The organism is Streptomyces sp. NPDC054932 (assembly GCF_053610205.1).
Map to the genome: position 1 here is coordinate 18,530 of NZ_JBSGXU010000065.1, position 21,854 is coordinate 40,383.

A 21,854-nucleotide genomic window follows, 5' to 3' on the forward strand; every position below is an offset into this window, starting at 1 on the left:
CCGACAGTCACAGGTCGGTGGAGTCCCCCGCGGTGAGTCGCCCGTGATCGGTGCCCCCGAGGGCGTTCAGGGCGTGGTCGTAGATCGGCCGGGCGATGTCCGACAGGTAGGCGTCGTGGATGTCGAGGGCCCGGCGCGGCTTGACCTCGCGGAGGTAGTCGATCACCTCGGAGACCTTGTTCCAGGGGGCGTGCACCGGGACCATCAGGGTCTCCACGGGCACCCCGGGCACGGTCAGCGCGTCCCCCGGGTGGAAGAGGGAACCCTCCACGAGGTAGCCGACGTTCGTCACGCGCGGGACGTCCGGGTGGATCACCGCGTGCAGTTCCCCGTGCACCTGGACCTCGAATCCGGCCGCGGTGAAGGCGTCGCCGTGGCCGACCGTGTGCACCCGGCCCGGATAGGCGGGGGCGAGCTTCTCGGCGACGCTGCGCAGGGTCCACAGTTCGACCGCGGGATCGGCGTCGAGGGCGGCCCGCAGCCGGCCCTCCTCGAAGTGGTCGGGGTGTTCGTGCGTGACCAGCAGGGCGTCCGCCCCCAGCCCCGCGTCCGGTTCGCTGAAGGCGCCCGGGTCGATGACGAGCGTGCGCCCGTCCTTCTCCAACTGGACGCAGGAATGCAGCCGCTTGGTGAGCTTCATGATCCCAAGGCTAAGGGCTCGGGGGCCTCAGGGGGTGGTGGAGGAGACGACGTAGACCTTGGAGACCTTGGGGTCCGTGAGATCGACGGTGATGTCCCGGGTGGGTCTCGGGTCGGCCTGTTCGAGGGTGGTGCCGAGCCACTCGGTGCGCGGTGTGAAGTTCCAGCCCGCGACCGAGGTGTCGTGGTCGGAGATGGACACGCCCGGGGTCAGCTTCTCCCGGCTGGTGCCGACGGAGGCCAGGAAGGCGTCCAGGTCGGACGGGGTGACGGCGAACTGGGTGTACAGCCGGCTGGTGCGCCAGTTGTTCGTCTCCAGGAACCCGACCCGCCATGCCTTCGGGGGGATCGGCACCTCGTAGATGCTGCGCTGCACCTTGGAGGGCCAGCCGGGGCGCACCTTGGACGCACCGATCCTGGCGGCCTTGTCGCGGCCGCTCTCGCGGCTCTGCTGGGTGGAGATGGCGAGGTAGCCCGCCGGTACGCCGACCAGCAGCAGGATGATGATCGCGGTGATCCAGCGGCGCTTGACGACGTGCCTGCGGTCCTCGGCGGCGGGGCGCGGCGTGCCTTCCGCGTCGGGGGCGGAGGCCTGGTGGGGCAGGGTGGGCGGGTTCACTGTTTGTCCTGGTCATCGGGGACTGCGGGCTCGCGCCGGCCCAGCTGCTGCGCGTAGCGCTCGTACCGTTCGTAGCGCTCGACCCGCCGGCGGGTGGCGCGGCGGAAGCGGCGGGCGACGAGGCGGGCGAGGTCGGCGGCGCCGACCATGCCCGCCTCGGGTCCGAGCTGGGCCTTGGCGATACGGGCCTCGGGGCGGTAGCCGCGGCCTGTGAGGTGGCGGCGGAAGGCGTCGCGGGCCGGGCCGATCAGGAGGTCGTCGGCGGCACTGACTCCACCGCCGATGACGAAGCAGGACGGGTCGAGGGCGGCGGCGAGGTTGGCGATGCCGACGCCCAGCCACTGGCCGATGTCCTGGAGCAGCTCGACGCACATGGCGTCGCCCTCGCGGGCCAGCTCGGTGATGAGCGGGCCGGTGATCTCGGAGACGTTGCCGCCGACCCTGGCGATGATGTTGTACGCGACCGGCGAGTCGGCGGCGGCCAGCTCGCGGGCCTCGCGGACCAGGGCGTTGCCGGAGCTGTACTGCTCCCAGCAGCCGCGGTTGCCGCAGGGGCAGCGGTGGCCGCCGGGGACGACCTGCATGTGGCCGAATTCGCCCGCGACCCCGTACCGGCCGCGTTTGACCTGGCCGCCTTCCAGGATGGCCCCGCCGATGCCGGTGCCGAGCGTGATCATGACGAGGTGGTCCTCGCCGCGCCCGGCGCCGAAGCGCCATTCCGCCCACGCGGCGGTGTTCGCGTCGTTGTCGACCATGACGGGGACCGCGAGCCGGGACTGGAGCGCGTCGCGCAGCGGCTCGTCGCGCCAGGCCAGGTGGGGTGCGAACAGCACGCGCGAGCGGTCGGCGTCGACCCAGCCGGCCGCGCCGATGCCCACCGCGTGCACGTCGTGCCGGTCGGAGAGGTCCAGCACCAGCTCGACGATGGTGTCCTCGACGACCTTGGGGCTCTTGGACTTGTCGGGGGTCTCGGTGCGGATCTTCTCCAGGATGATCCCGTCGGCGTCGACGACGCCGGCCATCACCTTGGTGCCGCCGATGTCGATGCCGACCGTGGGGACGCGCGGGGCCGTCAGGTGCGACCGGCGCTCCCGGGTCCCGATGGTCCGCAGGACGGTGCCTCGCGCCGACCCGCGGTGGGTGAGCGTGAAGTCCCGGTACGTGCTCATCGAGTCGTGTCGTCCCTCTTGGGTGCGGTGGTTTCGGGAGCCGGGTCGGCCCGGTCGGCCTCGTCGGCCGGGGTGTTTCGGCCGGCCGCGCCGTCCGTGGCGGCCGTGGCGTGGGGGGCGCCTGCCCCTGATTCTGCCACTCGCTCCAGTTCGTGGCTCAGTTCGTCCAGCTCGGAGCCGCCCGCCATCTGGCGGGTGAGCTCGTCGAGCGTGATCGATTCGCGGGTGTGGCTGCCCGCCATGGTGCCGCGCTTGAGGAGGACGAAACGGTCCCCCACCAGGTACGCGTGGTGCGGGTTGTGGGTGATCAGGACCACGCCGAGGCCCGCGTCCCGGGCGGCGGCGACGTACTTGAGGACCACGCCGGACTGCTTGACGCCGAGGGCCGCGGTGGGCTCGTCCAGTACGAGGACCTTCGCGCCGAAGTGGACGGCGCGGGCGATGGCCACGCACTGCCGTTCGCCACCGGACAGGGTGCCGATGGGCTGGTCCACGTCCCGCAGGTCGATGCCCATGCGCAGCAGCTCGGCGCGGGTGGTCTCGCGCATGAGCTCCACGTCGAGGCGGCGCAGGGGGCCGCGGCCCCGGGTGGGCTCGGAGCCGAGGAAGAAGTTCCGCCAGACGGGCATGAGCGGGACGACGGCGAGGTCCTGGTAGACGGTGGCGATGCCGCGGTCGAGGGCCGCGCGCGGGTTGGCGAGCGCGGTCTCCTCCCCCTCGATCTCGAAGGTGCCGGCGTCGTGCCGGTGCAGCCCTGCGATGATCTTGATGAGGGTGGACTTGCCGGCGCCGTTGTCGCCGAGGACACAGGTGATCCCGCCCGCGGAGACCTCCAGGGAGACCCCCTGCAGGGCGCGGATGTTCCCGTAGTACTTGCTGACGCCGGTCAGCCGCACCAGGGGGGCGGGCGCTCCGGGCGCGGTGGCGGTCGGTTCGGTCGCGGTCACTTGGTTGCCTCCGCCCGCTTGCGGACCCATGCGTTGAGCAGCGTGGCCAGCAGCAGCATCGCGCCGAGGAAGAACTTGAACCAGTCCGGATTCCACTGGGCGTACACGATGCCGTTGCTGGTCATGCCGAAGATGAAGGCGCCGACCGCCGAGCCGATGGCGGAGCCGTAGCCGCCGGTCATCAGACAGCCGCCGATGACGGCCGCGATGATGTAGAGGAACTCGTTGCCCACGCCCTCGCCCGACTGGACCACGTCGAACGAGAAGAGGATGTGCTGTCCGGAGACCCAGGCGCACAGGGCGACGCCCATGTACAGCCCGATCCGGGTCTTGACGACCGGCACGCCGACCGCGCGGGCCGCGTCGGCCCCGCCGCCCACGGCGAAGATCCAGTTTCCGGCGCGGGTGCGCAGCAGGATCCACGTGGCGACGGCGACGATGGCGAACCACCACAGGACGGTGACCTCGAGGGTGACCGACCCGATGGTCCACTGCGAGGCGAAGAGGGCGCGGGCCGAGGAGAAGCCCTCCATGTCGGCGATGGTCTTGGTGGAGACCGTGCCGGTGATCAGCTTGGTGAAGCCGAGGTTCAGGCCGGTCAGCATCAGGAAGGTGCCGAGCGTGATGATGAAGCTGGGCAGCTCGGTGCGGGTCAGCATGAAGCCGTTGAAGAAGCCGATGGCCAGGGTGACCAGCAGGGACACGCCGACTCCGACCCAGACGTTGGCGGTCATCTGGTAGCTGAACATCGAGCTGACCAGCGCCGAGGTCGTGACCATGACACCCGCGGAGAGGTCGAACTCGCCGCCGATCATCAGCAGGGCCACCGGAGCGGCCATGATCCCGATGGTGGAGGCCGAGTACAGGATCGTGCTCAGGCTGGAGGCCTGCAGGAAGGTGGGCGCGACGATGGAGAAGAAGACGAAGACGGCGACGGCGCCGACCACCGAGCCCAGCTCCGGGCGGGCGAGCAGCTTGCGCAGGGTGGAGGTGGGGGCGAGCCGTTCGTCGCGCCCGCCGGCGGGTGCGGCCGCGCTCATCGGCTGCCCCGCTTGATGTACTCCTCCAGCTTGCCCGCCTCGGCGGCGGTCACGATCTGCGGTCCGGTGAGCACCGGGCGGCCGCCACCGAGCACGTTCGCGTTGTAGCGGTAGAGCCAGAGCAGGTCGATGGCCTCGTAGCCCTGCAGGTAGGGCTGCTGGTCGACGGCGAAGCCGAGCGCTCCGGACTTCAGGTCGCGGGCGACCGATTCGTTGAGGTCGAAGGTGTCCACCTCGGCCTTGCTGCCGGCCGCGTCCTTCGCCTTGACCGCGGTGGGCGCGAAGGGCGCGCCGAGGGTGACGATGGCGTCGACGGAGGGGTCGGCCTGCAGCTGTGCCTGGATCGCCGCCTGGACGGAGGGCATGTTGGTGCCCTCGACGTACAGGTTCTCCATCGTCCCGGAGAAGGTCTTCTTCGCACCGGCGCAGCGCTGCTCGTGGCCGACGTTGCCCTGCTCGTGCAGGACGCAGACGGCCTTCTTGCGGCCTCGCTTGTTCAGCTCGGTGCCGACCGCCTCGCCCGCGATCTCCTCGTCCTGGCCGATGTGGGTCAGTGCCCCGTACGCGGCGGACTGGGCGGAGCCGGAGTTCACCGTGATCACCGGGATACCGGCCTTGACGGCCTTGGCGAGGACGTCCTTGAGGGCCTCGGGCTTGGCCAGGCTGACGACGATCCCGTCTACCTTCTGGTCGATGGCGTTCTGCACGAACTGCGCCTGCTGCTGCGCCTGGTCGTCGTGGGCGTAGACGAAGTTGATGTTGTCCTTCGCCGCGGCCTCCTTGGCACCCTTCTGGACGATGTCCCAGAAGGTGTCGCCGTCGCCCGCGTGCGTGACCATCGCGAAGGTCCAGCGCGGGGTGGAGACGGCGGGCCGGCCCGCCTCGGCGGCCCGCGCGCGCTCCTCCGCGCGCTTGCCCCCCGTACTGCTGCAGCCCGCGAGCGAGGCCCCCAGTACCGCCGCGAGCACCGCGCCCACGACGCGTACCCCTGTCCGAACCCTAGCCACGTCGCCGCGCCCTTCCCTCGTCACCAATGCGGTCCGTCGTCGAGACCAATGCGGTCCGTCGTCGAGCCGGTCACCAATCCGGTCATTCCGGCTCCATTCCGGTCCAGCCGTTCAGTATCCGCCACAGTCGACCATGAAGGGTCATCGGGGCACGCACGGGCAGGTTGACATGCGTGGGCAGATTGACAGGTCCCCCGTACGGGGCCAGGTTGAGTGCATGCGCATCGGGCTCATCGGAACGGGCCGGATCGGGTCCTTCCACGCGGCGGTACTGGCCCGTCACCCGGAAGCGGGCTCGCTCCTGCTGGCGGACGCCGATCCCGCGCGGGCGGCGCGCCTCGCCGACCGGCTCGGGGCCACCGCCGCGCCCTCCGTGGAGCAGGTCTTCACCTGGGGCGTGGACGCGGTGGTGGTGGCGTCCGCGACCGAGGCCCACGCGGACCTCGTGGTACGGGCGGTCCGCGGCGGGCTGCCGGTGTTCTGCGAGAAGCCGCTGGCCCCGGACCTGAACCGGTCCCTGGCGGCGCTGCGGGAGGTCGCCGCTGCGGGCGGACTGCTCCAGGTGGGCTTCATGCGCCGCTTCGACGCGGGCTACGGCACGGCCCGCGAGCTGGTCCGTTCGGGAGCCCTGGGGCGGCTGCACACCGTCCGGACGATGACGGCCGATCCGGCGCCGCCGGCGGCCGCGTACCTGGCGACCTCCGGCGGGCTGTACCGGGACTGCCTGGTGCACGACTTCGACATGGTCCGCTGGGTGACCGGGCACGAGGTGGTCGAGGTGTACGCGGCCGGGTCGGACGCGGGACCCTCCCTGTTCCGGGAGACGGGCGACATCGACACGGCGGCCGCCGTCCTGACGCTGGACGACGGGACCCTGGTCACGGCCACCGGCACGCGGTGCAACGGCGCCGGGTACGACGTGCGGATGGAGCTGGCCGGGGAGCTGGACCAGGTGTCGGTGGGCCTGGACGACCGGACGCCGATCGCCTCCACCGAACCGCACGGACCGCCCCCGGCGAGCAAGCCGTGGACCGGCTTCCTGGAACGTTTCGCCCCGGCCTACGAGGCCGAGCTGGCGACCTTCGTCCAGCTGGTGCGGGGCGAGGCCGCCAATCCGTGCGACGGCCGGGAGGCGCTGGCGGCGTTCCGGATCGCGGAGGCCTGCGAGCTCTCGCGCCGGGAGCGGCGCCGGGTCCGGCTGGAGGAACTCCCGGACCTGCCGGCTCGGTAAGGGGGGCACGGGCATTGGGCCACCCTACGGCGGGGGTTCACCCCTGGCTGCGGCGTTTTTCGGCCACCCTCAGGCGGTGGTGACGGCGCGCCGGCCCCAGGCGGTGCCGACCAGCACGAGGGCGGCGCCCGCGTACCCGGGCAGGCCCAGCTCCTCCCCGCCGACGGCGATACCGGCGACGGCGGCCCACAGCGGCTCGGTGCCGAGCAGCAGGCTGACCCGGGAGGGCGAGGTACGGCGTACGGCCCACATCTGCACGAAGAAGGCGAAGAGCGTGCAGAAGACGGAGAGGAAGGCGAGCCCGGCCCACTCGGCGGGCCCGAAGTCCGCCGCGGCGGACCACGGGGTCGCGCCGGTGCCGGGTACGGCGGCCAGCAGCGCAAAGACGAGGACCGCGGCGCCGAGCTGCACGGTGGTCAGGGACAGCGAGTCGGCGTCCTGGACGGCCTCGATGCGGGCCATGAGCAGGACGTGCAGGGTCCGTGCGAGGGCGGCGCCGAGGATGAGCAGGTCACCGGGGCTGGGCGCGGTGAAACCGGCGCCCTGGGTCAGCAGCACGACGCCGGCGACGGAGACGGCGGCGGCCCCGAGGAATCCGGCGGAGGGTGCCTGCTTGCGTACGGCGGCCTCGGCGAGCGGGGTGAAGATCATGGTCAGGCTGATGATCAGACCGGCGTTGGTGGCGGAGGTGTGGACGACCCCGTAGGTCTCCAGGAGGAAGATCCCGCCGAGTACGAGGCCCAGTCCCCCGGCGCCGCGCAGCTGGGCGGGGGTCAGGGCCCGCAGCCGCGCCCACCCGGCGACGACGAGCACCGGCAGCACGAGCGCGAACCGCAGCACGAGCACGGCGATCACGGTGTGGCCGGTGGTGATCCCCTTGGCGGCGAGGTAACTGCCGCCCCAGACGACGGCGACGGCCAGCACGGGCAGATCGGCGAGCCAGGCCCGGCGGGGCGCTTCGAGGGCGGGCGAGATCACGGTCAACGAAGGTCTCCGACGTCACGGCGGGGGTGGAGACATCGGCGGCTCGCACGGGTGCGGGCACACCGTACCGGAGCCGATCATGCCGGGCGACCCATTTCCGGGCCGCGGGCGACAGCCCCGTAGCATCGGCGACATGGCTGATCTCTACGCCCTGGACCTGGCGTTCGACCTGCTCGACACCACGCCCGACGACGTGCTCGCGGAGGTGCGGCGCCAGCTGACGGGGGACGGACTGCTCTCGACCCGGGGGCCGGCGTGGCGGGTCGGCGGCATGCTCGTCGGCGAGTTCGCCCCGACCGACCGCGGCGGCTGGGCCCTGACCAGCCGCCAGGAGGTCCACGAGGAACAGCTCCCGGAGGTGGAGGACCTCCTGCTGCTCCTCGCCCCCCACATCCGCCCGCCGGGCCCGGTCGGCCGCCTCCGCTTCTACGAGCACGAGGCCCCGGACCTCCTGGTCCTGCGCGAGGGCCGCGTGGTCCAACTGGCCCTGGACCCGCGGTAGGCCGTCCCTTTCGGTTCTCGCCGGGCGGGACCAGCTCCACGTAGCCTGGGCGGCCGGTCCGGAGAGCCGTCCGAACCTCGGTGGCATCGGCATCCACTACGACGGGCCGACCCGGTTGCTCACCGCGCACCGGCAGCCGGCGGACGGTGCGCGGCGGCTGGTCGGCGAACCGGGGTCCGACGCCGACGCCCGCATGCCAGGTCGGCGGGCTCGACCATTGGTTCCAGTGGCATCCGAGCAGCTGAGGACCGATCCGACGGCCTCCTCCGTCATCCGATGGTGCCGAAGGTGGCCCGCCCCGTCGGCCGGTAGGTGTGGATGGCGGTGCCGGCCTGCGTCGTACGGGAGGCGGTCAGCTCGTAGGCCGTCGGCAGTCCCCCGGTGGGGAACAGCCGCCGGCCGGCCCCGAGCACCACCGGGAACACCATCAGATTGATCTCGTCCACGAGGTCCCGGGCCAGCAGCCACTGCGCGAGCTGCCCACTGCCGTGCACCTGCAGCTCCCCGCCCAGCGTGTCCTTGGCCCGCACGATCTCGCTCTGCAGGTTCTCCCCGTCGAGCACGGTGGCCGGCCCCCAGGCCGGCTCCTCGATGGTGGTGGAGGCCACGTACTTGGGCAGCCGGTTCAGCTTGCCCGCGACGGGGTCGGCCGGATCGTCGTGGTGCGGCCAGTACGAGGCGAAGATCTCGTACGTCTGCCGCCCGAGCAGGAACGCCTCGGCCCGGCCGAACACCTCGGTGATGAACTCCCCCATCCCCTCATCGGCGAACGGCACGAGCCACCCGCCGTACTCGAACCCCCCGCTGCGATCCTCATCGGGCCCCCCGGGCGCCTGCATCACGCCGTCCAGCGTCACAAAGGTGGTCAGGGTCAGCTTCCCCATGTCTCCGCGCTCCTTCTCGGCAGTCCGTCCACAGATGCAGACTCCCGGACCCCCAGGAACTCATCGCGACGCCACGCGAGCCCCCACCCGTTTCGACCGATCAGACGACGCGTCTCGTACGTCCGGCCGAGCAGCCTCCTGCACATCGCCCGATGGCCGAGGTGAGGCCAGCGCGGAGCTGGGAGGTCTCCCCCGATTGCACGCCATCGCGACAGACCGCACTGAGAGAAAGGCCGATGGGTTCCACGGTTAACACCGGGAACCCATCGTCACTTCTCATTCAGCAAGGTGTGTCCCGAGGCCAAGACTTCGGATCACGCGGCACCAGGGTACCGATCCTCTGCTCGATCTCGGTATCCGAGAGGAAGCCTCCAGTTGCATGCCAGCTCGTGATGCGCTTTGCATCCCTCAAGGGCATTTCGAATGCATGGTGCATGCAGACAGTAACACCAAAGGCGATTTCTCCAGGATCGTCACTTGGACCGAGGTCCGACAACAGGAGACGCAAGACGCCGATGATCGACCGTTCGCTTGCCCAACACTCCTGAAGAAGTCGAGCAGTTCTATTCATATCGGACCACTGACTCTCTGAGCTCACCCTTACCCCCCCGGCCTCGTAAAGTGCACCATGATCTCCCTGTATCCGCCTCCAGGCATTGGCAGGGAGTTATCCTTGTCGATCCACGCGTTCGTGAATCCCTTTCGCTGAGCAAATTTTCCGGTGAACGTTTTCCAGACTGCCTCGTCGGGTGTCATTCCACCTTCCAAGATTGCCTTGTTGAAGCTGTCGAGATTTCCGGTCAAACCATCAGTAGAGTTCCATGATGCGCGAATGCCGGTTATCTTCCGCCCCACACCCTCGAAGGCCGATATCGCACCTTCGAGCATCTGCGATCCACTGGGGAGCCCAGGAACATCCTTCGGCGAGCGCACCACCGCCTCAATCAATCCATCTTCTTCAGTCGCCGAGATCCCTTGTCTCTTCAGTGATCCGCCGTAGCTGTTGACCCACTGCCTATTTCCGGCAGTGAAGCTACCGCCACAGTTATGGACGAGGACGGGGGTGGCCCCTGCAACCACATAGTACGTGTGGAGGTCGGCGACAGTGAGGTTGTAGGTCTCCTTGAAGGCCTCGTACGTGCGGATCGCGCTTACAGCAACGGATTCGCCATCGTCGGTACGGAGGTTCTCGCCCGGCTTGAGGTCTCCGGCGTCCTTCCAGACATGGTCGGATTCAGACCAGAAGGGGTGATGATCCGTTGTAGTGATGGTCTTGACGCCATCACTGGTCTGGATGCTGAGGTCGGTGTACTTCTTGTCGTCCTCGGTATAGATGGTTGCGGTGACCGCCTTGGCACCGGTCTCACCGGTTTCGGGGTCGGTGGCCCGCACTTCGTCGCCGGAGGCCAACTCTTCAATCGGCTTACTGCCGCCGTTTGCCAGAAGGACCATGGTTCCGGCGACGAAGCTGTTGCAGGGCGGCTTCTTGAACAAGCGGGAAACGGCTGCTGCAGATTTCCGTACCAACCCCGGCCCCGCTGCCGCCTTGGCCGCGGGCGGCATTGGCGCGAGTACCTCGGCGATGATCGATTCCCAGGAGTCCTCGTCGGATTCGACACCGAACTTCTTGAACAGCCAGTTGGCCTGATCGCGTCCGGAGATACCGAGGAGTGACAGAATCGGACCGTGGGGAGCCACCTGATCGGCACTCGCCCACCCTCGAACCACACCTGTCCAGATATTGGTCCAGGTCGAGGGCTTCTTCTTCTTTACAGTCCTATTGGCCTGATTCCAGGCGGTCTCCCGGGCCGCACGCTGGGTGATGCGCCTCTGCGCTACCTCCACCACTTTGCTGGCCTCGGCCTGGAAGCCGCCGTCGCTGTCACCCTCGAAGTACTTGAGGCCGTCCGGGTCCAGGTTGGTGATGGGGTTGCCGTTGGCGTAGGTGTACCCGTTCATCTGGAGCGGGTCGGTGATGTCGATGACCGGGTCGACCGTGATGAAGCGGCCGGTGCCGGCCTCGTATTCGCGGGCGCCGATGTGGATCAGGCCCGTGGTGTTGTCGTCCGTGCCCGTGCCGAGGAAGGAACGGTCTCCGGGCCAGTTGGCGGGCTGGCTTCCGCGGGGGTTGCCGTACGGGTCGGACTTGCGGCGGGCGGTCGGCTGGCCGGCCTTCTGCTCGACGCTGATGGTGGCGGTGTTGTGGTGGTCGGTGAGCAGGTGCGACAGGGTGTGGCCGGTGGACTTGCCGTTGGTGCGGCGCACCGTGGTCGGGGCGCCGGGGCTGCTGTAGTAGCGGACGGCGTCCATGGCCTTGCCGGCCTTGTCGACGGTGATCTCGGTTTCGCCGAGGTAGAGCGTGCGGGCACTGCCGGTGTCCTGGATGACCCGGTTGCCGGACGCGTCGTAGAGATAGCTGGTGACGTTGCCGAAACTCCACTGCTGAGCCGGCGTGGCGGCCGGGCTGGCGCACGTGAAGGTGTGGAGGTCGTTGCCCTCGGCGTCATTGTCGTTGGGGACGGTGAGGCACTGGTTGGTGCCGGTGATGAGGGCCTTGTCCGTCTCCCGGTAGGTGAACTTCTGGCTCGGCTCGCCCGGCTTGCAGGCCTTCAGGACGGCCTTGCCGTTCTCGGAGGTGAGGCACTTGCCGAGAGCCTGGACGGTGTCGCCGGTGATGCGCCACTGCTGGGGCTTGGTCTCGTTGCATGACAGCAGCTGGACGGGAGTGCCGTCGGCGGTGCTGCCGTCCTGGACGTCGAGGCACTTGCCGGAGAGGCCGGTGACCGCGACGGAGCCGATGCCGGGGCTGGTGGCCGAGAGGAGCTTGCTGCGGCGGTCCCAGTTCAGGGTCTGGGTGTCACCGTCGATGGTGCGGGTCTTGGTGCTGCCCGCCGCGCTGTAGGTGTAGGTGGACAGGGAGTCGACCGTGGAGCCGGGCGTCCTGGTGGTCTTGTTGACCTTGGTCAGGGCGTGGGGCTGCTTCTTGGGGTTCGGAAGGGCGCCGCCCGTGATCTCCACGCCGTAGGTGTATGTCGTCTCGTCGTCGAGGGCGCTGTTGGTGGGGTCGCGATCGGTGAGCTTGGTGCGGTTGCCTATGGCGTCGAACTGATAGTCCTGCCAGTAGGCATCACCCGGCGTACCCGATCCCACCTCCGTGCGCGCCGGACCCGTGGGACTGGTGGGGCAGCCTTCCGTCTTGCCCGTCCAGGCGCGAACGAGCTGGCCCATGGCGTCGTAGGTGTAGCACTGACGGTCGACGAGGGCGGGGGACTGCGGGGTGGCACCTGGGTAGGTGTCCGTGATGGCCGTCGGATTGCCGACCGCGTCGTACGTGTAGCCGATCGAGGAGAGGAGATTCGAGTTGGACGCGGAGTCGCGCGTCTCCTTGTGGCTGGTCGCCGAGGCGACCCGACCGGTGTGCGGGTCGTAGGTGTTCGTCGTCCACACGCGGTGGGGTGCGTTGCCGGAGGCAGTACGCAGGATCTCGCCGTACGGGCTGTAGACGGTGTCGGAGGTGTACCAGGACAGGCCCGACATGGTCTGCACCATGCCGTCGGCGTTGTAGCGGGTGATCAGCTTCTCGGCGGCGAGACCACCGATGGTGGCGGGGAGGGTCGTCGACTGGACCTTGCCCGTGGGGGTGTAAGTGGTGCTGTAGGCGTAACTGCCGGCCAGGCCCTTCGTGGCGGGCAGGTCCGGGACGGTGACCCTCGATCCGGTCGGCCGGTACTCGCTGTCGTAGCCGGTGACCTCGGTCTTGTACGAGCCGGTGCCCCACTTGCGGGTGGAGGCAACGGGCTGGCCCTTGCCGCCCGGGAGGGTGTCGTAGGTCCAGGTGGCGATGGGGTCCGAGGTTTCGGAGTCGTCGCGCAGCGCGGTCTTACGGCCGAGCACGTCGTAGGAGGTGTACTGGGTGACGTTGTAGACGTTGGTCGTCGACACCTGCTGGTCGAGGTTGTTGTAGGTGAACGTCGACTTGCCGGTGTCGGGGTCGTCGGACGAGGTCATCCGACCGCGGGCGTCGTGGCTGTAGGTCCAGTTGTTGCTGGCCGTGTCGGTGACCTTGGTGAGGTTGCCGCGCACGTCGTAGGTGTAGCCCGTCTTGGTCGACGTGCTGAGGTCGGTGGCGGTGTAGTGCTCGATCTCGGAGGTGCGGCCCAGGGCATCGGTCCAGGTCTTGGCGGCACGGCTGCCGGGCAGCGGGGCCGACCCGGTGGGCGACATCCCGCTACGGGTCAGGGTCCAGTCGCCGCCGTACTCAGTGAGGGCGGACTGCCGGGCTTCGCCCTTCTCCAGGGTGGTGACGCGCACGGCGCGACCGAGGCCGTCGTACGCGGTCTGGGTGGATCTGGGTACCTCGGTGACCGACTTGGGGACGTAGAGCTCCGTGCTCAGCTTGCCTTCGGCGAGGTAACCGTTGTTGGTCTGGCTGACGGTCCCATTCGCGCTGTGCAGGGTGTCGGTGATCAGCCGCGCGCCGCCCGGGCCCTCGGTCTGGGTCTGGCGCGGTCGCAGCAATCCGTCGTAGATCGCGATCGAGGTGCTGTAGGTGCCGTTGTCCTTGAGGGTGCGGGAGATGACGGCCGGCGTCTTGAGTTCGGCGATCTGGTATTCGAACGTGTAGGCCGCCGGATCGGTGGACTTCTGCGAAGGCGTCCGGACCTCGGTGCTCCGGCCGAGCTCGTCGTAGGCCGTGGTGACCTTGCGACCGTTCGCGTCGGTCGTCTCCAGGACGCTGCCGCGGGCGGGGTCCACCTTGGTGGTCACCGTGTGCCCGATGGCGTTGGTCGCCGTCGTGGAGAACGCCGGTCCGGTCGGAGGGCTGAAGGCGGTGCTCGACGGGTTGCCCGCGGCGTCGTACATCTTGATGGCGCGGCCGAGCACGTCGTACTCGGTGCGGCCGGACGTCGTCCAGCCGGTGCCTGCCGCGTCAGTGCTGTCGACCTGGTACGGGAGGCCCTTGGTGGGCGCGGCGCCGAAGGCGTTGACCGCGTCGTAGGACGTTCGGGTGGCACTGAGGCGCGTGCCGGCCTCGACACCACCGCCGGCGCAGTCACCTGTCGTCTCGATCACCTCGGACGGAAGACCGATCAGGTTGCTTGCGGGGTTGTGGACGTACTTGGGCTGGGTGCAGGACTGCTTGACGGTGGTCCACCCGGTGCCCTTGTTCTCCAGGACATCCGTTTGCGTCGACTTGAGGAGGCCGTACGCCTCCTTCCCCTCATAAGTGCTGAGGGTTCTCTGCACACGGGACTTGCCACCACTGACGGACTCGATGCCGTCGGTCCGGGCGACTCCCGTCTGGTACGCAACCAGATCGCTGCTCTCGAGCCTCTTGCGCCTCGCCGTCTCCATGCTCCGCGGCCAGGTCAGCTCGCGGCTCTCGACGCTGCCGCCGGCCTTGCTGTAGGTGATGGTCTCGGCGACCTGACCCTGGTACTGGGGCAGGTCCTCGCCGAGGTCTTCCGTTCCCGAGGAATCCTTGACGATGACCTTGGCAGTATCGGTGGACAGGCCACGGAAGTACCGCCTACGGGTCTGGGCCTGCTCGGTCGCGGTGGCCTTGCCCGCGTTCTCCGTCGTACCCGTGGTGGTGAGCACGCTGGCGTATCCGCGCCACTGACTGTACGTACGGCGATCGGGCTTGGTGAACTCGTCGTCCTCCTTGGCCCAGGCGGCGTCCTCATACTTGTAACTGGTCGTGACGTCGGGGCGCTGTGCCACCCGGTCCCTCTCGACCACGCTGTCCACGACGTACTTGTTGAACAGCTCGATCGGCGGGACCTTGCCCGGATCCAGTCCTGAGTCCGCGGACCAGTGCACGGGGAAGCAGCGTGTGGTGTTCTTCGCCAGGTCGGGGACGCTCGTCCCCTTCGCGCACGGGGCGGAGTACTTGACCTCGATCGCGCCACCGGTCTCGGTGAGGATGGTCTCCACGCGCAGTCTGTCGAAGTCCGGTGCGGCGTCCGGCTTCCCGTTGACGTCGGCCTTCACGACCCGGTTGGGCATGTCGACTTCATTGGCCTTGAAGGAGACCGGCGGGAGCGAGACGCCGAGGGTGCTGTTCTTGGCGCCGTAGGCGGTCCGGGTGATGGACTCCAGCCACAGCGGGGGGCTCGTGTCCGTGCGGTGTTTGGGCAGCGACTGCTTGAGGGCCCACTGGTCGACCTTGGTGAGCGCCGTCGAGCCCTCGGTGCGCTGACCGTAAGTGGTGACACGGTCCAGGCGCATGCGCGACCAGAACGTGGGGGAGAAGGTTTCGCAGGTCGCCGCGTCCATCTTGCAGTTCAGGGAGGCGGGGGTGTCATACCATCCGATTCCGTTCTTGGAACCGAACAGGGACTCGGCGCAGGAGATGTCCTTCCCCTCGAAGCACCGCTGCTCCACCCCGAACTCGACTCGGCCCGCGGGGGCACCGGCGAGGTTGTCGGCGCGGAGTCCGTAGAGGATGCGGGTCGGGTATCCACCGCGGATGTATCCGACCTTGGCGCGGTCCTTCTCGTTGACCTTCTCGTTCTTGGCGTAGCGGTTCTCTTCCTTCGCCCAGTCGATGATCATGGCGTTGCCGTGGATGTCCTCGACGTAGTCGAGGTTCCAGCGCCATGCCTGGGTGCAGGAGGAGTTCGCGTAGGCCGCCTGATAGCAGGGCTCGCCAGGGTGGTTGCCGAAGACCGGGACGGTGAAGACAGAGTCGGTGACGGTCGTGGGTGAGGTGCCGTCCCCGTGGGTGCCGACGCTGTGGCGCCCGTAGTGGTAGCGCATGCCGTCACGCGTGGTGACGACCCAGTACTCGCCGTCCTTCGCGCCGTTGCCGCTGCCGGTCTTGAGCTCGACCTTGGAGCCGTCGTCGGAGGCGGGGACCCAGGCGCCGCTCGCGGCGTCGTGGACGAGTTCGGTCGTCGACCCGTTGAGGGACAGGACGACGTTGTCGCCGGCCCAGCACAGGTCGCCCTTCTTCTTGTCCGTGGTGTTGTCGTTGTTCGGCTTGCCGCTTGACGAGGCATTCAGGTCTTCGGAGCAGGAGCGGTAACGGCGTTCGACGAAGCCCGGGTTGTAGTCCCAGCCGTCACCGACCCAGGACGCCTGACCGTTCGTCACGGACGTCCTGCCGTCCACCGCCTGCGAGGAGTACGAGAACGCGATGGACGGGGTGGGTCCCGCCGGTGCCGGGGGCACCGTCAGCGGGTAGGTCCAGGAGAAGCCGCCCCCGCTGCCGCCCGCGGTCCATGAGCCCGAGGGCGAGAGGGAGGTGGCCTTGTACGAGCCGCCCGCGCCCGCCGCTCCGTCGGAGGCGACGACTGCCATGGCCCCGGCGGCGCTGCCGGCGCTCATGGTCTGCATGCCCTGAACGGGGGTCGCAGCCGGGTCGAGGGTCGCGATGACCTTCTTGCCGCCGGGATCGTTCGAGCTCGGAACGTCTACGGAGACCGAGCATTCGGGCAGTTCGGGGTGGTCGAGGAAGCACGCGGGGTATTGCCGCAGCTTCAGGCGCGAGGCCCATTCGGTGCCGTACAGGTCCTGGAACTTCGAGTAGTCCAGAGCGATGTCGACCGGGTTCACTGCGTCGACCGGCGGCGTGATCTTGATGATGGCGCCGTCCACGCCGGCGGCTTCGGTCTTCGTTCGGCCTTCGACGGCCGCCGACCAGGTGCCCGTCGGTGCGGTACCGGTCCCGGGGACCTTGCCGATGCTGACCGGCAGCGAGCCGACCTGGACGAAGTCGGCAGCAGGGACCGGCGCCAGCGGGATGCTGGCAGAGGCTTCCACGGGCGGCGCCACAGCGGTCGGCGCGTACCCCTCGAGCGTGTTCGGCGGATCACCGACCCATCGACCGAGCGCGTCCATGGCGGCCTGGTCGGGCTTGGCCTTGGGGTCCTTCTGGAGCCCCGGCAGCTCAACGCCGCTGCGGTCGCCCGGTGGTGCCGCCCATGCCTCGGCGGGTAGAAGAGTTGCGGCCAGCACCACGGACAGTGTGATGCCGACGCGCCCGGCAAGGCGCGCGCGTGCTGCGCGCGCCTTTCTGTTTCCGGGCAGGCGGAAATTCGCCGAGAACGGCGACATGCGGACCCCCCACGATCTGCCGCCACGGCAATGGCACACGGCCGGCAGGAAACTGACAATGAATCACCGATTCTGGGACCAGCGGGCCGGAAAAGCCATGGTTCCGATATCCGCTGTGGGCTTTGTCACTTGCCGGGGTGTCTACCCTGGGGTAATCGGAGCAAATCAGTCGCTAACGGCGCGCCCTGCGGTGAATGCCGGGGATGAAGATGTCGCCGGGATGGTTCATGCTCAGCTCGCACGCCCTGTGCCTCAACGGCCGGGCGGGGCCGGCCGTTGCAGTTCTTGAGGCCAATGGCCGCAATCATTTAGTGAGTGCCGAGGGCTGCAAAGTCGGGCGCCCGAGGGGGGAGAAGTACGTCGTGTCTGTCAGTGATTCCGCGGGCGAAAGTCCGCCAACAGGGGCTGGGTCAGCAGAAGGCCCCGTACCCGCGCGTCGGTGGTACAGGCGCCGGCGTGCCCTGGGAGGTCTGGCCGTGCTGCTGGCCACCGCCGTCGCGGTGCCGGTCGGTGTTCAGGTGATCGGCGACGGGACCTCGCACAGCCGACCCGACAAGGATGCTCCGGTCGACGAACCGCAGGCGCGGCGACTGGCCCAGAAGAGCGGCAAAGAGGTTGAGGTCACTGCCGCACGCAGTGCCAACACCACGACATGGGCGCAGCCTGACGGGTCGTTCCGCAAGCAGATCTTCAGTTCGGCCTTCCGTGCCAACGTGGACGGGCGGTGGAAGCCCATCGACACCGGTCTGGAGCGGGTGGAGGGCGGCTACGCGGCCAAGGCGGTCAACGGCCGTGTCTTCTTCAGTGGGGGGTCGAAGGAGCAGGCCAGTGGCGAGGAGCGCGCTTCGCGTGCCGTGAACCGGGTGTCGCTGCGGCAGGACACACCCGGCCAAGTGTGGTCCGAGCTGGTCCGGTTGAACACCGGCGGCCACGACATGACCGTCAGCTGGCCCGGTGCCCTGCCCGCGCCCGTCATCGACGGCCCGCGCGCCCTGTACGAGAACGTCCGCCCCGGGATCGACCTGGTGATGACCGCGCAGGACGGCGGCTACTCGCACCTGCTGATCGTCAAGGACAAGCAGGCTGCGGCCGATCCACTGCTGGGACAGCTGCAGTACCGCCTGGCCAGCCCCGACATGACCTTCCACCTTGATGACGAGTCGGACGCGCTGAGCGCCCGTGACGCCAAGGGCGAAGAGATCGCGGGCTCGCCGACCCCGATGATGTGGGACTCCAGCGGCAAGGTCGCCACCACCGACGACAAGCCGGCCTGGAAGCCGACCGGTGTCGCGAAGCAGCACCCGACGCTGGCCCTGGCCGGCCTGGCCGGCGCGGAGGGCGCGCGCCTGAAGCCCGTCGCGGCGGCGCTCGCCGACAATGCACTGTCCCTCACCCCGGACAATGCGCTGCTCAACGCTCCGGAAACGGTATATCCGGTCTTCATCGACCCCTCATTCAAGGGGCACAAGCACGCCTGGACCCTTCTTTACAAGACTGCAGGAAATTCAAGCTTCTACAACGGGCAGAACTTCAACGCGAGCGGCACGCACGAAGCCCGCGTCGGATACGAGTCCACCTCCGGCGGAACATCCCGCTCCATATTCAACTTCGACTTCGGCAGTCAGCTCCACGGCTCCGAAATCATCTCGGCCAGCGTCCGGGCGTTGCAGACCTATTCGTGGTCGTGCGACAGCAAGAAGATGCTCATCTTCTCGACCCCGTACATCTCGTCGTCGAGTACCTGGAACAACACCGACAACGCGGCCCACTGGGGCAAAGTGGTCGCCTCGGAGTACGCGGGATACGGCTACAACAGCTCGTGCCCCGACAACTGGATCGCACCCGACATCAAGGGCCTCGTCGCCGAAGCCGCCGGCAGCGGCTGGGGGGCGCTGTCCCTGGGGTTCGCCGCCCCGAACGAGTCGGACTCGTACTACTGGAAGAAGTTCATCGCCAACGGCGAGACCGCTCCGTACATCGAGGTCGTCTACAACAACCGTCCCGACATCCCCGTCGCGGCGAACATGCAGACCATCCCCGGCGGCCCGTGCCAGACCAGCGGCTCCGGCACCGCCATCGGCAAGACGAACGTGACCTTCCAGGTCAAGGGCTCCGATCGCGACGACAGGCCCGATCAGCAGAACCTCGACCAGGTCCAGGTCGAGGTGTGGCCCGCCGCCGGCGGAGGGCCGGTCTACGACAAGTGGCTGCCGGCCAACATTGATGGCGTCGTCACCGCCGAGGTACCCCTGGACACCTTTACCAATGGCCAGACGTACTACTGGCTCTCCCGTACCAGGGACAAGGACGGCGCGTGGTCGGGCGGAAGCGGGCCGCTCAATTCCGGAAGCACCGGATGGTGCACCTTCACCGTCAGCCACACCGTCCCGCCCAACCCCGCCGTCTCCTCCGCCGCCTTCCCGCCGCAGGGCGACACCTTCAGCGAGTGGAGCACGGAGCCCGCCAGCACGCCCGGGCAGACCTTCACCATCAAGGGCAACGGCGCCAGGGCGGAGGACATCCGCGAGTACCAGTGGAGCCTGAACCGGCCCCTCTTCGACCAGAAGGCCGTGCCCACCGCCGGCAGCGACGTGGCCTCCGTCCCGCTCCAGGTGGACACCTCCGGTCCGAACGTCCTCTACGTCCGCACCGTCAGCAAGTCCGGCAACATCTCCACCCAGAGCGTCTACGGGTTCCTCGTCAGGCCGAGGCCCGGCCAGGACAAGCCCGGCGATGTCACCGGAGACGGCCACCCCGACCTCCTGGCCATCGACAAGGACGGCAACCTGCGCACCTACGCGGGAGACAGCGTCGGTGACACCGACGCCTACATCCCCGGCGCGGTCGAGAACGGCCAGCCCGTGGCCCCCGGGTACTGGAAGGATCCGGCCACCGGCCAGTCCGCGCTCATCGGTCACGCCACCGACTGGTATCCCGGAGACGGCCTCACGGACCTGATCGCACGGATGCCCGACGGCAAGCTCTACATCTACCCCGGCACCGGCACCGGCCAGTTCGACGTCGGCCGCCGCATGCAGATGCAGATGCCGCTCAGCGCTCCCGACCCGTCCGTCTTCCGGCAGCTCGTCGTCACCGAGGACGCCGACGGCGACGGCCTGGGCGACCTGTTCGCCCTGGACGCCGACGGCTTCTGGGTGTTCTCCGGTTACACCGGCTCCAGCTTCGCCTCCTACAAGAAGATGGCCACGGGCTGGGCAGGCCGCGACATCGTCGGCGTCCGGGACGTCTCCGGGGACAAGGTCCCGGACCTGATCTTCCGGGACAACACCAACGCCAACCGCGGCCTGGCCCTGCGCAAGGGCAAGCCGGGAGTCAACGGCGGAGTCGACCTCACGTCCCTGGAGTCCAAGGCGAACTCCGAGGGCGCCGAGGACTACACCTACGCCACCACCGGCTGGGGCAGGGCCGCCTACCCCAAGGTCCTCGGCACCCCCGATGCCAACGGTGACGGCATCCCCGACATCTGGGCCGTCGGGACCAACGAGAACCAATGGATCTTCCAAGGCGGAACCAACACGATCGGGAGCCCCATGGGTCGTGACGAGGACGGCTGGAACACCTTCCTGACCATCGGTTAGTCAGGACGAAGAGCGGTAACCGCGAGCGCCCTGCCGGGGGATCACTCCTGGCGGGGCGCTTGCGCGTTCCCCCTCCCCCGCATGGACAACGCCAGGTCGGATTCCTGCCAGCGGTGTTGATCCCGCGGAGATTTGATTGAAGCAGCAACCAATCGATGCGGGAGGAACGGCATGGACAGCAGCAGCACCGTCGCGCTGGTGACCGGTGGGAGCAGGGGGATCGGGGCGGCCGTCGCGTTGCGGTTCGCCGAGGACGGGGCCGATGTCGCGATCACCTACGTCAACGACGCGGAGGCGGCGGCCGAGGTCGTCGGGAAGGTCGAGGCGCTCGGGCGGCGGGCCGTCGCGCTGCGGGCCGATGCGGGGGACGCCGCTCAGGTCGCGAACGCCGTCGGGGAGACCGTACGGCGCTTCGGGCGGCTCGACGTGCTGGTCAACAATGCCGGGGTGGGCTTGCTCGGGCCGTTGGAGGACCTGGCTCCGGCGGACGTGGAGCGCGTACTCGCGGTCAACGTGCGCGGGGTGTTCCACACCACGCAGGCGGCAGCCGCGCACCTGGGTCCCGGCGGGCGGATCATCACCATCGGCAGCTGCATGGCCCAGCGGGTGCCGGGGCCGGGCGGGACGCTCTACACGATGAGCAAGTCGGCGCTGATCGGGCTGAACAGGGCCCTCGCCCGGGAGTTGGGCGGGCGCGGGATCACCGTGAACATCGTCCACCCCGGGCCCGTGGACACGAACATGAACCCGGCGGACGGACCGTACGCGGGGGCGCAGGCGGCGATGACGGCCCTGGGGCGGTTCGGTGCGCCGCGGGAGGTGGCGGCCGTGGTGGCCTTCCTCGCGGGGCCGGACGCCTCGTACGTCACGGGAGCGGAGTTCGCCGTGGACGGCGGCCACGCCGCGTAGCCCTCGCCGGGCGTGCGTGGCCCCTCGCCAGGCGTGCGTGGCCCTCGCCGGGCGTGCGTGGCCCTCGCCGGGCGTGCGTGGCCCTCGCCGGGCGTGCGTGGCCCTCGCCGGGCGTGCGTGGCCCTCGCCGGGCGTGCGGGCGGTCCCGGGGCCGCGCGCCCCGGCGGGCGGGTGCGGGCTGTGTGCACGGGGCTCCGCCCCGGACCCCGCGCCTCAAACGCCGGCGGGGCTGAAAGGGCGGAGCCCGCCCCGGGGGTGTCGGC

At 69.1% G+C, this 21,854-nt stretch carries 13 protein-coding genes; 4 read left to right on the top strand and 9 right to left on the bottom strand.

Annotation, left to right across the window (positions count from 1 at the left end; translation table 11 throughout):
• Positions 1-7: 7 nt before the first annotated feature.
• Genes ACWGE1_RS19430 through ACWGE1_RS19455 form a run of 6 tightly spaced genes read right to left on the bottom strand, consistent with a single transcriptional unit; the run spans position 8 to position 5,421 of the window.
• Entirely contained in the window at positions 8-640 is a 633-nt protein-coding gene (locus ACWGE1_RS19430) for an MBL fold metallo-hydrolase (RefSeq protein ID WP_453421721.1), read from the bottom strand.
• A 27-nt stretch (positions 641-667) separates the two neighbouring features.
• Positions 668-1,258: a hypothetical protein gene (locus ACWGE1_RS19435; protein WP_453421722.1), complete on the bottom strand. Its 591-nt coding sequence runs from the start codon at positions 1,256-1,258 to the stop codon at positions 668-670.
• Positions 1,255-2,427 carry an ROK family glucokinase gene (locus tag ACWGE1_RS19440; RefSeq protein WP_453421723.1) on the bottom strand — a complete coding sequence of 391 codons (1,173 nt, stop codon included), beginning with the start codon at positions 2,425-2,427 and terminating at the stop codon, positions 1,255-1,257. The genes ACWGE1_RS19435 and ACWGE1_RS19440 overlap by 4 nt, the downstream gene beginning before the upstream one ends.
• Entirely contained in the window at positions 2,424-3,404 is a 981-nt protein-coding gene (locus tag ACWGE1_RS19445; protein ID WP_453421724.1) for an ATP-binding cassette domain-containing protein, read from the bottom strand. Before ACWGE1_RS19445 ends, ACWGE1_RS19440 begins: the two co-directional genes overlap by 4 nt.
• Positions 3,371-4,414 (bottom strand): ABC transporter permease, encoded by a 1,044-nt coding sequence (locus ACWGE1_RS19450; protein WP_453421725.1) that lies wholly within the window; start codon positions 4,412-4,414, stop codon positions 3,371-3,373. Before ACWGE1_RS19450 ends, ACWGE1_RS19445 begins: the two co-directional genes overlap by 34 nt.
• A complete protein-coding gene (locus ACWGE1_RS19455; RefSeq protein ID WP_453421726.1) occupies positions 4,411-5,421 on the bottom strand; it encodes a substrate-binding domain-containing protein in 1,011 nt (336 codons plus the stop codon). The genes ACWGE1_RS19450 and ACWGE1_RS19455 overlap by 4 nt, the downstream gene beginning before the upstream one ends.
• 217 nt (positions 5,422-5,638) lie before the next feature.
• Between ACWGE1_RS19455 and ACWGE1_RS19460 the strand changes: the two genes are divergently transcribed.
• A complete protein-coding gene (locus tag ACWGE1_RS19460) occupies positions 5,639-6,652 on the top strand; it encodes a Gfo/Idh/MocA family protein (RefSeq protein ID WP_453421727.1) in 1,014 nt (337 codons plus the stop codon).
• Positions 6,653-6,721: 69 nt separating this feature from the next.
• On the opposite strand, the gene ACWGE1_RS19465 is transcribed toward ACWGE1_RS19460, so the two are convergent.
• Positions 6,722-7,636 (bottom strand): DMT family transporter, encoded by a 915-nt coding sequence (locus ACWGE1_RS19465; RefSeq protein ID WP_453421728.1) that lies wholly within the window; start codon positions 7,634-7,636, stop codon positions 6,722-6,724.
• Positions 7,637-7,769: 133 nt separating this feature from the next.
• Here ACWGE1_RS19465 and ACWGE1_RS19470 point away from each other — a divergent pair, with 133 nt between their 5' ends.
• Positions 7,770-8,138, top strand: coding sequence for a hypothetical protein (locus tag ACWGE1_RS19470; RefSeq protein WP_453421729.1), 369 nt, complete (start codon positions 7,770-7,772; stop codon positions 8,136-8,138).
• Between the two features lie 269 nt (positions 8,139-8,407).
• Here the strand turns inward: ACWGE1_RS19470 and ACWGE1_RS19475 are convergent, their stop codons facing one another.
• Both ACWGE1_RS19475 and ACWGE1_RS19480 read right to left on the bottom strand, forming a co-directional pair.
• Positions 8,408-9,022, bottom strand: coding sequence for a dihydrofolate reductase family protein (locus ACWGE1_RS19475; protein WP_453421730.1), 615 nt, complete (start codon positions 9,020-9,022; stop codon positions 8,408-8,410).
• 600 nt (positions 9,023-9,622) lie between these two features.
• Positions 9,623-16,984 (bottom strand): polymorphic toxin-type HINT domain-containing protein, encoded by a 7,362-nt coding sequence (locus ACWGE1_RS19480; protein WP_453421731.1) that lies wholly within the window; start codon positions 16,982-16,984, stop codon positions 9,623-9,625.
• A 575-nt stretch (positions 16,985-17,559) separates the two neighbouring features.
• On the opposite strand from ACWGE1_RS19480, the gene ACWGE1_RS19485 reads away from it, so the two are divergent.
• Together ACWGE1_RS19485 and ACWGE1_RS19490 are read left to right on the top strand one after the other, a co-directional pair.
• Positions 17,560-20,682 carry a DNRLRE domain-containing protein gene (locus ACWGE1_RS19485; RefSeq protein WP_453421732.1) on the top strand — a complete coding sequence of 1,041 codons (3,123 nt, stop codon included), beginning with the start codon at positions 17,560-17,562 and terminating at the stop codon, positions 20,680-20,682.
• A 171-nt stretch (positions 20,683-20,853) separates the two neighbouring features.
• Positions 20,854-21,591, top strand: coding sequence for a 3-oxoacyl-ACP reductase family protein (locus ACWGE1_RS19490; protein WP_453421733.1), 738 nt, complete (start codon positions 20,854-20,856; stop codon positions 21,589-21,591).
• Positions 21,592-21,854 lie beyond the last annotated feature (263 nt).